The organism is Marinobacter guineae (assembly GCF_002744735.1).
GTDB classification, from domain to species: domain Bacteria; phylum Pseudomonadota; class Gammaproteobacteria; order Pseudomonadales; family Oleiphilaceae; genus Marinobacter; species Marinobacter guineae.
The window spans coordinates 929,412-943,714 of record NZ_KZ319340.1 but is presented as its reverse complement, the minus strand read 5'-3'; the positions used below and the strand labels follow the sequence as shown (position 1 = coordinate 943,714).

8 protein-coding genes are annotated in these 14,303 nt (G+C 58.7%); 7 read left to right on the top strand and 1 reads right to left on the bottom strand.

The genetic code is table 11. The annotated features are described in order from the left end of the window. Positions 1 to 27: 27 nt before the first annotated feature. The gene (gshB, locus tag CLH62_RS12320) at positions 28 to 981 is read right to left on the bottom strand and encodes a glutathione synthase (RefSeq protein ID WP_099618440.1); all 954 of its coding nucleotides are present in this window, start codon (positions 979 to 981) and stop codon (positions 28 to 30) included. Positions 982 to 1,278: 297 nt separating this feature from the next. On the opposite strand from gshB, the gene pilG reads away from it, so the two are divergent. From pilG to CLH62_RS12285, 7 genes are all read left to right on the top strand, one after another. Next, positions 1,279 to 1,671: a twitching motility response regulator PilG gene (pilG, locus tag CLH62_RS12315; RefSeq protein WP_099618439.1), complete on the top strand. Its 393-nt coding sequence runs from the start codon at positions 1,279 to 1,281 to the stop codon at positions 1,669 to 1,671. 32 nt (positions 1,672 to 1,703) lie between these two features. Continuing rightward, on the top strand, positions 1,704 to 2,066 hold the full coding sequence (pilH, locus tag CLH62_RS12310; protein ID WP_011787171.1) for a twitching motility response regulator PilH: 363 nt from the start codon (positions 1,704 to 1,706) through the stop codon (positions 2,064 to 2,066). Between the two features lie 20 nt (positions 2,067 to 2,086). Further along, positions 2,087 to 2,632, top strand: coding sequence for a chemotaxis protein CheW (locus CLH62_RS12305; RefSeq protein WP_099618438.1), 546 nt, complete (start codon positions 2,087 to 2,089; stop codon positions 2,630 to 2,632). 91 nt (positions 2,633 to 2,723) lie between these two features. Then, the gene (locus CLH62_RS12300) at positions 2,724 to 4,799 is read left to right on the top strand and encodes a methyl-accepting chemotaxis protein (RefSeq protein WP_170005793.1); all 2,076 of its coding nucleotides are present in this window, start codon (positions 2,724 to 2,726) and stop codon (positions 4,797 to 4,799) included. 27 nt (positions 4,800 to 4,826) lie between these two features. Next, entirely contained in the window at positions 4,827 to 5,726 is a 900-nt protein-coding gene (locus CLH62_RS12295) for a CheR family methyltransferase (RefSeq protein ID WP_099618436.1), read from the top strand. An 11-nt stretch (positions 5,727 to 5,737) separates the two neighbouring features. After that, positions 5,738 to 13,240 (top strand): hybrid sensor histidine kinase/response regulator, encoded by a 7,503-nt coding sequence (locus tag CLH62_RS12290; protein WP_099618435.1) that lies wholly within the window; start codon positions 5,738 to 5,740, stop codon positions 13,238 to 13,240. Then, entirely contained in the window at positions 13,240 to 14,292 is a 1,053-nt protein-coding gene (locus CLH62_RS12285) for a chemotaxis protein CheB (protein WP_099618434.1), read from the top strand. Before CLH62_RS12290 ends, CLH62_RS12285 begins: the two co-directional genes overlap by 1 nt. The last annotated feature ends 11 nt before the right edge of the window (positions 14,293 to 14,303 follow it).

Here is a 14,303-nt window from a genome sequence, read left to right as displayed (position 1 = left end):
TAAACCTGTCCCGCCAGTGTTGCCGGGTTACGCCTGTCCCAGACGCTTTGCAATGGCGTCCATCAGCATGCCACCGATATCGATCCCGAAGGCCGCATCAAGTTCCCTGATGCAGGTCGGGCTGGTGACATTGATCTCGGTAAGATAATCACCGATCACGTCCAGTCCGACAAAAATCAGGCCTTTCTCCCGGATTACCGGCGCCACACGATCGCAGATCTCACGATCCCGGGCGGTCAGCTCACGGCCTTCGCCTCGGCCGCCAGCGGCCAGGTTGCCGCGATTCTCGCCGTGGGAGGGAATTCGCGCAAGGGCATAGGGCACCGGCTCACCGTCAATCAGCAGGATGCGCTTGTCGCCGTCACTGATTTCCGGGATGTATTTCTGGGCCATGGCCTGATGGCTGCCATAGTTGGTCAGGGTCTCAATGATCACCCCGAGATTGAAGTCATTTTCCCGGATACGGAAGATGGAGTGGCCACCCATCCCATCCACCGGTTTCATGATGACATCACCGTGCTCGGCGTAAAACTTCCGGAAACGGGTCGCCGAACGGCTGACCAATAAGGGCGGTGTCAGGTCCTCAAACTGGGTGGCGAACAGCTTTTCATTGCAGTCACGCAGTGTTGAAGCAGGATTGACCACCAGCGCGCCCTGTTGCTCGGCCGACTCCAGAATGTAGGTGGCCATCAGGAACTCCCGGTCCACCGGAGGATCCTTGCGCATCAGGATCACATCCAGATCGCCCAGAGCCCGGTCCTGGCCAGGGCCGAAGCTATACCAGTTCTCGGGATCCATATGAACGGTCAGGTCCCGGGTATGAGCCATTGCCTTGCCGCCATCCAGATACATGTCTGGCAACTCCATGTATTCAATCTGCCAACCCCGTTTCTGGGCAGCCAGCAACATGGCCAGTGAGCTGTCTTTCTTGAAGTGGATATCTTCAATCGGATCCATCACGATCCCGAGGCGGACGGTCATAGGCTCTCTTACGCTCCTGAGGGTTAAAAACACGAACCGGTCTGCAGAGTGCACCGGGCGATAAGTGCTATGCTGTGACCTCAGATGGTATTGTACCCGAGCTGCGAATGCATCCGGAGAAATCCTCAGTCAGTTACGTGACGTTGCGGGCAGAAGTACATTTGGTCACAAACTAATACTTTTTATCCGGCCATTGATAATCTATAAATGAGCGGGGTTTATAGAAGAACCTTAAGGTTTGTGTTAAAAACCCCGTTTTAAAATAATGACAGTCGCTGAGCGCAAGGCAGTTGGACAATGGATGACAACTTCGAGAACTTGAAGATCATGGTGATCGACGACAGTAAAACCATACGTCGCACCGCAGAAACCCTTCTGAAAAAGGTCGGCTGTGAGGTCATCACCGCAACTGACGGCTTTGACGCTCTTGCCAAGATTGCCGATTCCCAGCCGGACATCATCTTTGTTGATATCATGATGCCCCGCCTGGACGGCTACCAGACCTGCGCACTCATCAAGAACAATTCCTCCTTCAAAAAGACGCCGGTTATCATGCTCTCCAGCAAGGACGGGCTGTTCGACAAGGCCAAAGGCCGGATCGTAGGCTCGGACCAGTACCTGACCAAACCGTTCAGCAAGGATGAGCTTCTCAATACCATCCGCCAGTACGTTCCGCAGGCGGAACGGTAAACCTGCTGACACCAAGAACCATCGAGGAAACCATGGCCCGCATTCTGATAGTTGACGATTCCCCTACCGAGGTTAAGAAAATTTCCACGATTCTGGAAAAGCACAAGCACGAAGTCCTGACCGCCGATAATGGTGCAGACGGCGTTGCCAAAGCCCGTGCTGAAACCCCGGATCTGGTTCTGATGGACGTGGTTATGCCGGGACTGAACGGCTTCCAGGCAACCCGTCAACTGACCCGCGCACCGGAGACCGCTTCCATCCCCGTGGTTATTGTAACCACCAAGGATCAGGAAACTGATCGTGTGTGGGGCACGCGCCAGGGCGCCAAGGGTTATCTGGTCAAGCCGGTTAACGAAGACGATCTGATCAAAACAATCAACAGTCTGATTGCCTGATCCCCAACCGTGGAGTAAGCATGTCCGCCCAGGCCGCCCCTTTTGCCGTTCTGACGGATATCGCCCAGCGCAGCCGGTCCATGGCAGCCGGCCTGCCGGAACAACAGGAAGCCGTTGAACTCTGGAACGGCATCGGCTTCGTTCTTGCAGGTGAACGCTACGTTGCTCCAATGGGTGAAGTCACTGAAATCCTCCACGTCCCCCGGTTTACCCATATTCCAGGGGTTCGCCCGTTTCTGCTCGGGGCCGCCAATGTCCGTGGCCGCCTCCTGCCTCTTGTTGATCTCGCCGGCTTTTTTGATATTCCCCGCTCGTCCCGAAGCCAACGGGAGCGCCGTGTACTGGTGGTTGAACAGGGGGATATTTTCAGTGGGCTCGTGGTCGACAGCGTGCTGGGTATGCAGTACTTCGCAACAGACAGTTTCCGGGATGCGCCCGAAGGCGTGCCTGAAAACGTTCGACCGTTTGTCTCAGGCGGATACGAACGCAACGAAGAAGTCTGGAAAGTGTTTTCGGCCGTCGACCTGCTCGAGGACGAACGCTTTCTGGACGTCGCACAGTGGTAAGGGTGGTGACAATGGCAGGAACATCACCCTGACCGCCTGAAACCCGATAAAACAAACTTGCCAATTTCTTGAAGAGGCCGGGAGCCAGAAAATGAAGAACAGAGCCGGAAGACTCGGTATGGGACAGGGGGGCAACAAGCTGGTTGCCGGCCTGATCGCCGCACTGATCGCACTCACCGTCCTGCTCGTTGTGGTGCTGTTCATTATCAACAAAGACAGCCAGAACGATCAGCAATACATTACCAACACCGCCGAGCTGAGGGTACTCTCGCAGCAGATCGCCAAGAACGCGACCGAGGCTGCCGGTGGCACCGCCGAAGCATTCAACCAGTTGCGCAGCTCCCGGGACGGATTCCAGCAGCTCTGGACGAACGTAACCGAGGGTAACCCGCAGACCGGCCTGCCACCGAGTGAACTGGCCCAGCAAAGCGGTGTACAGGAGAACTGGAACACTGTCCGGGAAAACGCCGACAGCATCCTCTCCACCCAGGACGCCGTGCTTGGCCTGCACGAAGTTGCCCGGACCCTGAACGAAACCATTCCGCAGCTGCAGGTAGAGTACGACGACATCGTACAGATCCTGCTGGACAACAACGCCCCGGCCGAACAGATCGCACTGGCACAGCGCCAGTCCCTGCTGGCAGAACGGATTGTCCGCTCGGTTAACAACGTACTGTCCGGTGACGAGGATGCGGTTATCGCCGCCGACCGTTTCGGCCGGGACGCCAGCCTGTTTGGCCGGGTTCTGGACGGTCAGCTCAACGGCAACGAAGCCATGGGCATCTCGCGGGTAACCGATGAAGACGCAATCTACGGCCTCGAAGCCGTAGCCGAACTGTTTGAATTCGTGTCCCAGAACGTGGACGCCATCCTTGAAGCCTCTCCCGACCTCTTCAAGGTACGCACCGCCGCCAGCGACATCTTCCAGAATTCCGAAGTACTGCTCTCCGAGCTGTCGGTACTGGCGGAGAATCTCCGCAACCAGTCCGGCTCGCGATTGATCAGCCCGACGCTGGCCTTTGCTCTTCTTGCCGCCATGGTGGCCATTGTTGTGTTCATCGGCCTCGCCCTTTACCGGGAAGCCCAGGCCCGACTGGCGACCACCCAGGAACAGAACGAACAGAATCAGAACGCGATCCTGCGACTGCTGGACGAACTGGCTGACCTGGCCGACGGTGACCTGACCACCGAGGCCACGGTTACCGAGGACTTCACCGGTGCCATCGCCGACTCCATCAACTACGCGATCGACCAGATGCGCGGTCTGGTGCAGGCGATTCGTGGTACGGCCGTACGAGTAGCGTCAGCCGCCCAGGAAACCCAGGCCACGGCCATGCATCTGGCCGACGCTTCCGAGCACCAGGCCCAGGAAATTGCCGGCGCCTCCGCTGCGGTGAACGAGATGGCGGTGTCCATCGACCAGGTATCCTCGAACGCTGCTGAATCCTCCGCGGTTGCGGAGCGGTCGGTTGCGATCGCCAAGAAAGGCGCGGAAGTGGTACAGAACACCATCCGCGGCATGGACAATATTCGTGAGCAGATCCAGGAAACGTCCAAACGGATCAAGCGTCTGGGTGAATCTTCCCAGGAAATCGGTGACATCGTATCCCTGATCAACGACATTGCCGACCAGACCAACATCCTGTCCCTGAACGCAGCAATCCAGGCCTCTATGGCCGGTGATGCGGGCCGGGGCTTCGCGGTTGTAGCGGACGAGGTTCAGCGCCTCGCGGAACGTTCCTCTGCGGCAACCAAGCAGATTGAAGCGCTGGTCAAGACGATCCAGTCTGACACCAACGAAGCGGTTATCTCCATGGAACACACCACCGCTGAGGTGGTCCGTGGTGCCCGTCTGGCCCAGGACGCGGGTATCGCCCTCGAGGAAATCGAGAACGTATCCATGTCTCTGGCGGAACTGATCCAGAACATCTCCAACGCCGCACGTCAGCAGTCGTCGTCTGCAGCGCACATTTCCAACACCATGAACGTAATCCAGGAAATCACCTCCCAGACTTCCTCCGGTACCAATGCGACAGCGAAGTCCATCGGTAACCTGGCAGAAATGGCGTCCGAGCTGCGGTCCTCCGTTGCCGGCTTCACCCTGCCAGAAGAAGACGAGGCTGATCAGGAAGAAGAGGAAGACAGCGACGTTCCGGTGGTGGGCTGATTTCGGGTCCAGGGCTGTTGACGGTTTATGGCGCAAATGCATAACAACCTGTCACCTGCCGAGGGCATCTGGTCACTGCGCCGACTCCCCGATATGGACGAGGCGCAGTTCAGCCAGTGGCGAACCCTGCTGGAACATCGCACAGGCATAACGCTGTCTACCGAGCGCCGGTCCTTTCTGGAAACCAATCTTGGAATCCGGATGCGGGAGATAGGCTGCAGCAGTTATCAGGCCTATTACGAAAAAATTGTCTCCGGGCCTGATGCGATCAGGGAATGGTCAACGCTGGTAGACAGACTGACGGTACAGGAAACCCGGTTCTTTCGGGATCCCGACGCCTTCAGGCTGGTTTCCGACTATGTTCTGACAAGACCCAGGGAGCCGTTGAAAAAGCGTCCCCTGGAAGCCTGGAGTGTCGGATGCTCCACCGGGGAGGAGCCATACACACTGGCCATGGTGCTGAACGAATGCATGAGTCAGCTGGCGTTGCAGCCGCTGTTTGGCGTCACCGGCTCTGATATCAGCAAGCCCGTGATAGACAAGGCCAGGAACGGCCAGTTCAATCCGCGCAAATTGCTGGGAATGGACGAGGGCATGAAATCCCGGTATTTCCGCCCGGCCGAGCGGAATACTGTAGAAATTGTGAATAGCATCCGTGACAGGGTGTGCTTTACCAGACTGAACGTTCTGGATCTCGACAAGGCACCCATGCACGGGATGAACATTATCTTCTGCCAGAATCTGCTGATTTATTTTCGCCGCTGGCGCCGGCGGGAAATTGTCAAGCGACTTGCAGAGCGGCTGGCGCCCGGGGGTTTGCTGGTGCTGGGCCAGGGGGAACTGACCGATTGGCAGCCTCCAGGTTTACAGAGAGTTCCCTCGGAACATGTGCTGGCGTGGATAAAACGCCAGACTGACGAAGAATAACCGGAGTGGTTATGGGCAATCACCATGACAGCATCGCCCTCGACTGGGTTCGGGGCGAAATACAGGACACGCTGACTCAGGGTCAGCATGCACTGGAAGCGTATGTCGAGAATCGTGACGACACTGCGCGCCTGCGCTTCTGCCTGAATTATCTCCATCAGGTGCATGGCACCCTGCAAATGGTCGAGCTTTATGGTGCGGCGCTGCTTACCGAAGAAATGGAAAAGCTCACCCAGGCGGTACTGAACGACACCGTCGCCAATACCGATGAAGCCGTCGAAGTACTGATGCAGGCAATCCTTCAGTTGCCCCAGTACCTTGAGCACCTGGCCAGCAGCCAGGACGATTTTCCGATGGTGCTGCTGCCGCTGCTGAACGACCTCCGTGCTGCCCGGGGCGAACCGCTGCTGTCTGATACGTCACTGTTCAAACCCGATCTCAGCCCCTCAAAGATCCGGGTCACCGGAAAGGTTTCGCAGCGACTGCAGGACCCGACGGTTCTCGGCCACATCCGCAAGCTGCGGCAGATGTACCAGTTCGCTCTGGCCGGCGTCATCCGGGAAGCGGATCTCAGCGCCCATTTCGATTACATGCAGAAGGTCCTCCAGCGGCTGATCCGGTTATGCCAGAAAACGCCCAGGGGCGAACTCTGGAAAGCCGCCAGTGCATTTGTTGAGACCCTGCAGGCAAACGTCAATCCGGTGAATGCAGCTGTGAAGTCCCTGCTTCGGGAACTGGACAGCGAAATACGCCGACTGACCGATGAGCACGCGGATGTTCTCCAGCAACCAGTGCCTGAAGCCCTCCTCAAGCACCTGCTGTATTACGTGGCTCGTGCCCGGGATCTGGATTCACCCCAGGTCAGTGCCCTTCGGGAAGCTTACCAGCTCAACCAGGCCCTGCCCTCCGAAGACGACGTGGATGCCGCCCGAAGCCGGGTCTCCGGCCCTGGCCGAGATGCGATTCACTCGGTCGTCGGCGCGCTTAACGAAGAATTGGCCAAGCTGAAAGATCAGCTCGACCTGTATGTACGTTCAGAGCTGCGCCAGAACAGCGAGCTTGAAGACCTGCTGCCGGGACTGCGCCAGGTGGCCAATACCCTGGCGGTACTTGGTCTTGGCATTCCGCGAAAGGTCGTCACCGAGCAGGTTGAACTGGTCGAGAAACTCAGCGCCCAGACAGAACAGGTTGATGACGGCACCCTGATGGACATTGCCGGTGCACTGCTCTATGTAGAAGCCAGTCTGGCCGGCCTGGACGCAGAAGGCCGCCAGGAAACGTCTGGTGACGAAACCACCGATGCCCCGATCAACCTGGGCTCTCGTGAGCTTGGAGAAGCCAGCGGCGCCCTGCTGAGAGAATCCCGGAACACGCTGGAACAGGTCAAGTCCGCCATTGTGAACTTCATTGCCTCACAATGGGATACCCGGGAAATTGAGCACGTGCCCGGCCTGCTACACAGCATCCGCGGTGGTCTCAGTCTGATTCCGCTGGATCGCGTTGCCGACATGCTGGCCTCAGCCGAGCGCTACATTACCGACGTTCTGCTGGGCAGCAAGCAGGTGCCGGACTGGAAACAGCTCGACATCCTGGCCGATGCGGTTACCAGCATTGAGTATTACCTGGAGCGTCTTGCCGAAGGGATCGGAGAGAACGACTCCATCCTCAGAGTGGCAGAGGACAGCCTTGCTTCCCTCGGTTTTCCGGTTGGTGCCGAGCCTACCTGGTCCGTATCCGCCGCGGAAGAAATTCCCGTGGTTGAGCCGGTCGAAGAGCTTCCAGAAACCAGTGCGACCACACCCGATGAGTCCAAGAGCTCGGATTCGGAGCTTCTGGACGATGAAATTCTCGGCATTTTTGTTGAGGAAGCCGAGGAAGTTCTCGAAACCATCCATGAGTTTTACCCGCGCCTGCGCCAGCATCATGATGACCATGAGGCCCTGACCGAAGTTCGTCGGGCTTTCCATACGCTCAAGGGCAGCGGCCGCCTCGTCGGCGCAACCAGTATTGGTGAACTGGCCTGGTCGGTGGAAAACCTGCTCAACCGGGTTATCGACCAGACCATCCGCCCGACCGACGACATGTTTACCCTGGTTGATGAGGTCAATGCCCGCATTCCCTCTCTGATTCGGGAATTCAAGGCTGGCCAGACGGCCGGTGATGTCGGTGAGCTCATTCAGCGCGCCGAAGCCATGGCTACCACCCGCCGCACCGAAGGGGACGCACCGGCCGAAACGGTTGCTCAAGAAGCAGCTGAAGCGCCATTGGAACAGCTGCCGCCTGTCGAGGAACCGGAGTTCACGCCCGCAGACACCAGCGCAGCCGGCGCCGCATTTGAAGAGGCCGGCGATGACGACGACCTGATCGACGACGAGATCCTTGAAATCTTTATCGAGGAAGCCGGTGAGGTACTGGAAACCATCCGCGAATACCTTCCCATGCTCCTGCGCCAACACGATGACCGCAGCGCATTATCCGAGGTTCGCCGGGCATTCCATACCCTGAAGGGCAGTGGCCGGATGGTAGGCGCGCTGGTAGTCGGGGAACTTGCCTGGTCCGTGGAAAACATGCTGAACCGGGTCATCGACGGCAGCATCTTCATGAATGACGACATTGCCAGCCTGCTGGACGATGTCACCGCCAATCTGCCGGCACTGGTTGAGGATTTTGAAAAGCGCCGGGCACCCTCGCTGGACACTTCCAGTCTTGAAGCCCGGGCCAACGCTCTGGCCAATGGAGAAATCCCGGACGCCAGCATGATGCCCGCCGCGGAACCCATCGACGAGACGGGAACAGAGACCGGCGCCAGCACCATAGAAGCTGACGAAGATGCCGTTGATCCGGTTTTGCTCGACATCTTTGAGAGCGAAACCGAGACTCACCTGCAAACGCTGAAAGACTTCCTGGCTACCGCCGGTGACAAGACGACCGTAACCTATACCGACGACCTGTCCCGGGCCCTGCACACACTCAAGGGCAGCGCCCATACGGCCGGCATTGCACCGATCGCGGCAGTCATCACGCCACTGGAAAGGTTCGTCAAGGAATCCCGCGCCCAGAACAAACGGGCCAACCGCGAGGTTCTCTCGCTGATCGAGTCTGCCTGCGATTTCCTGACCCAGGGCCTGGCCCAGATACGCGAAAACCCACAGATCTCCCTGCCAGGTACTGAAGCGTTCCTTGAAAAACTGGATCGCCTCACGGATGAGACGCTGCGCACTCATAGCGAGGACAGAACCGACCAGCATCAGCAGGAAGCGCCCTCTCAGCTGATTCAACTGTTCCTCAACGAAGGTCTGGATATCGTTCTTGATGCCGACCGGATTCTTGATCACTGGGCCGCGAACCCCCAGGAGACTGGCTCACTGGATCAGCTTCGCTCCGAACTCGAGCAGCTCACCCAGGGTTCGTCCGATGCTGGTCTTTCAGATGTGGCCGCACTCTCGGGTGCCCTTAAGGAAACTTACGATTCCGCCGCCGAAAACGGTGGAGCGCCCGATGACGGCTTCTTTGAGACCGTTCGTGCGGCCCACGAACAACTGATCAACATGATGGATCAGGTCGCCGCCGGACTCGCCACCGAGTCCAGTGACGAGCTGGTTGCCAGTCTCGAGGCTCTGAAGCAGGCCCCAACGGAAGAACACGCCGAACCGGATGCCTTCGAACGGGAGTTCACCGACGACCTGGAAGAGATCGATCTCAGCTTCAACATGGATGAGATCGAGGCGCCTTCGGAAGAAGCATCCCCGGCCGAGGAGCAGCCGCCCCTGCCGGAAATGTCAGAATCTGAAGATGATATGGACGAGGAGCTGGCAGAGATCTTCCTGGAAGAAGCCAAGGACCTCATCGACAGCACCGCAGAAGCTCTCCAGAGCTGGAGCGAAAATACCGGCAACCTCGATATCCTCCGCCTGCTGCAAAGGGACCTGCACACCCTCAAGGGCGGTGCACGATTGGCAGATATTCCAGCGGTTGGCGATCTCTCGCACGAGCTGGAGAACCTGTTCGAAGGACTGACTGAACAACGGCTGTCGATTAACCATGAGCTTTCAGATCTGCTGTTCCGTTGCCACGATCGCCTGGCCGGTATGGTCGAGAACCTGGACGCCAGGGAAGCACCACGCCCGGCACCGGATCTGATCGGTGAGATCCAGGCTTACATGGACAGCTCTACCGGGACACGATCGGTGACTAACGTCAGTGGCCCGGGCGACCAGTCTGATCTGGAGGACAGCTCCGGGGAGCATGCTCCCCTTCCGGACCTTGATGAGCCGGAGGAGCTCGAACCGTCAGAGGCTGCCGCTGAACAGGAACCGGATGTGGAGGAGGGCGTAACCGACCTCTCCCACCTAGATCCGGAACTGCTGGGCATCTTCCTGGAAGAAGCCTACGACCTGATCAATTCCACCGGCAGTGCCCTGCACACCTGGACCGAGAATCCCTCGGATCGTGCGGTTGCCGCAGAACTCCAAAGGGATGTGCACACCCTCAAGGGTGGCGCCAGAATGGCCGGCGTGGACGCCATTGGCGATCTGACCCATGTTCTCGAAGACCTTTTCGAGAAGGTTGCCGAAGGTCATCTGGAAGCCAGCGATACCATGAACGACTTGCTGTTCGCCTGCCATGACCGGCTGGCCCAGATGGTCGAACAGGTCGCCACCCAGAAACCCTGCCCGCCGGCAGACGAACTGGTTGCGCAGGTTCAGTCTCTTCTTCGTGGCGAGGCACCGTCGGAAACCACCAGCCTCAGCGATACCCTCGCTCAGGCCAGTGATGACGACCTGATTGGCATCTTCCTGGACGAAGGTCTGGAAATCCAGGATGCCATCAGTGAGTGTCTCGACCAGTGGCGGGATGAACCAGAGGAACTGACCGGTCTGACCCAGTTGCAGCAGGAGTTGCATACCCTGAAGGGCGGGGCGAGACTGTCCGACGTAGACCCGATTGCCGATCTGGCAGAAGCCTGGTCCGATGCCCTCGACCCCCTGATTTCGGGCGCCAACAACCAGAAGACTCTGCTCAGCCTAAGCGACCGGGCACTGATCAGCCTGAAGGGCATGCTTAATAGCCTGGAAGATGGTAGCAAGGCCGAACCCGATACTGCTCTCCTCGCCGACTTCCGTTCAGCCCACGATGTCGCCGCCGAAGAAACTGCTGAACTCCGGGAAGAAACCGCTGAAACCGGACAGGAAGCCATTGACCCGGAAGTGCTGGAAATCTTCCTCGAAGAAGCCGGGGAAATCATGGATCAGCTGGAACAGCTGCTCGATGATTGGCGCAAAGAGCCCGCAAACCACAACTTCAATCAGGAAGCCCAGCGGGCATTGCACACCCTCAAGGGTGGCGCCCGCCTGTCCCAGCTAACCCAGCTTGGCGACAAGGCCCACGCCTTTGAAACCCGCCTGATCGATCTGGGCGGAAATGCCCCGGACGAACAACAGTGGCAGGCTATTACCGACGACCACGACGCCATTATTGCCCTGGTCTCCGATATCCAGAAACGGTTTGAATCCGGTGCGTCTGCGCCGGAACCGGCCCAGGCCGAAGAGCCCAGGCCAGCTCCCGTCACGCCAGAGCCGGAACAGCCAGCCAAAGCCGAGCAACCGGCAGCACCGGAACCGAAGCCTGCCAGGTCTCCCGCCAAAGTTCGCAAACAGGCGACAGAAGCACAGCGGGCTGCCCAGGAAACCATCCGGGTATCTGCGCCGCTGCTGGACGAGCTGGTCAACCTGGCGGGTGAAACCAGTATCACCCGTGGACGGCTGGAGCAACAGACCAGCGATTTCGGCCACACCCTGGACGAAATGGCCGCCACCATCGAGCGGTTGCGTGAACAGTTGCGACGCATGGAAATCGAGACCGAAGCCCAGATCCTGTTCAGTGCCGAAAAGGAACACGGGCCGGACTACGGGGATGATTTCGATCCCCTGGAAATGGACCGTTACTCTTCCATTCAGCAGCTGTCACGGGCCCTGACCGAGTCCTCCTCTGACCTGACGGACCTTCGTGAAACCCTGTCGGACCGGGTAAGAGACACCGAAACCCTGCTGGTACAACAGTCACGGATCAATACGGAACTCCAGGAAGGTCTGATGAAGACCCGGATGATTCCGTTTGCCTCCATGGTGCCTCGCCTGCGCCGGATCGTTCGCCAGATCAGCGGCGAACTTGGCAAGAAAGTGGAGTTTGATGTCCGTAACGCCGAAGGCGAGATGGACCGTAACATCCTTGAACGAATGATTGCGCCTCTTGAGCACATGCTCCGGAACGCGCTTGATCACGGCATCGAGAGCCCCGCCGACCGCATGAAATCCGGCAAGCCTGAAACCGGCGAAGTGACCCTGTCACTGACCCGGGAAGGTGGTGATGTGGTACTGCGGATGATTGACGACGGCGCCGGCATTCCCTCCTCGGTCATCCGTGACAAGGCCATCCGCCAGGGCTTGCTGCGCAAAGACGAGGACCTGTCGGAACGGGAAATCCTGCAGTTCATTCTGCAGCCCGGTTTCTCGACCGCGCAACAGGTGACCCAGATTTCCGGCCGTGGTGTAGGCATGGATGTGGTTGCCAGCGAAATCAAGCAGCTCGGCGGCAGCCTGGATATTGATTCTTCTGTAGGTCGTGGCACGACCTTCACGGTGCGCCTGCCGTTCACGGTATCGGTCAACCGGGCCCTGATGGTTTCCACCGGCGAAGACTTCTACGCCATCCCGCTGAACACTATTGAAGGTATTGTCCGGGTCAGCACTTACGAGCTCGAAGAGTACTACAAACCGGACGCGCCGATGTACGAATATGCCGGCCAGGAATACCGGCTTCAGTACCTCGGCAGCCTGCTGAACAGTGACCACCATCCCAAGCTGCAGGGCCAGGCCCTGCCGCTTCCGGTAATTCTGGTTCGTGGCGCCGAACAGCCCATGGCCCTGCAGGTGGATAACCTGATGGGTAGCCGGGAAATCGTTGTTAAATCCCTGGGCCCGCAGTTCAGCACGGTCCGGGGCGTGTCCGGCGCCACCATCCTGGGCGATGGCAACGTGGTGGTGATTCTCGACCTGCCGGCGATGATCCGTTCCGACATATTGTCTGAACGCCAGCGTCTGGCCAACCTTGAGAAGGCCCGCGAGTCGGCTCGGTATGAGGAGCAGGCCACCGTGGTTATGGTGGTGGACGATTCGGTTACCGTTAGGAAGGTTACATCGCGACTGCTGGAGCGCAACGGCATGGAAGTCATCACCGCGAAAGACGGCCTGGATGCTGTGGCCCAGCTTCAGGACCACAAACCGGACATCATTCTTCTGGATATCGAGATGCCACGCATGGATGGCTTCGAGGTTGCCAGCTTCGTGCGCCACGACGATAACCTGCGGGAAACCCCGATCTGCATGATCACCTCCCGTACCGGTGAAAAGCACCGTGAGCGGGCGCTCGCCATCGGTGTAAATGAGTATCTCGGCAAGCCGTTCCAGGAAACCGAGTTGCTTGAGACGATTGAGCGGCTGACCGGAAGGCAGTGATGGCTGGCCAGTCCGCCAGGCCACGAGTCGGGATTGTCTCGGATGTGGTTCTGCAGCGTCATCGCTTGCAGGCCGCCACGGCCAAATTCGGTCTCGACGTCTGCTTTTCCGGGGATCCGGACCGACTCCAGGGCTATCCGGAATTTCCGGATGCCAGCCTCTGGCTGGTGACCCTGGAAGACGAAGCGGATCACCCGGTGCTGTTCGATCACCTTCTGGAGAACACCGAAGCACCGGTGCTCTTCGGTCTGGACCAAGCGCCCAAGCCCGGCAGCACCGATTATTTTCGCTGGGAACGGCGACTGTTGGGCAAGCTGGAGCAACAGCTGGGGCACCTGGAAGAACTGGATTCCGAGGCGACGCTGGAGCAACTGGAGGAGGACGCAGCGGCCGCTCCTCCCTCTCCGGATCTGCCACACTGGATTTCGCCGGCGGATCCCGGATCGGTGGCCGAGGAGGTCTGGATTCTGGGCGCCTCACTTGGTGGCCCGGCGGCGGTCAAGACTTTCCTCGATCACCTTCCAGCCGGCCTTCCGGTAGGTTTTATCTACGCCCAGCACATCGATGGCAATTTCACCGATGTGCTGACCCGGGTGCTGGGCCGCCATGCCCATTACAAACTCAAACGGGCAGATGAAGGCTACCGGGTAAAAAACGGCGATGTGGTACTGATGCCGGTTGAACACGAATGGAAATTGAACGAGCAGGGTGCGCTGACGGAGACCAGCAACAGCTGGCCGGGGCCCTACGGCCCTTCCATTGACCAGGTGCTGCTGAATATTGCTGATCATTATGGCCAGCATTGCCATGCCATTCTTTTTTCCGGCATGGGCAACGACGGCGCTATTGCGGCGCCTCTGCTAAAAGCCTACGGCAGCCGGATCTGGGTCCAGGAAAGCACCAGTTGCGGCAACAGCTCGATGCCGGACTCCGTAGCAGCAACCGGCTGCACCGGATTTTGCGGTACCCCGGAGCAACTGGCCCGGGAATTGGTAAAAGCCATTGAAGAATCCTGCCTGCTCAAGGGCCGGCAGAAACGGGACTCCGCCTGAGGAAACAAGCA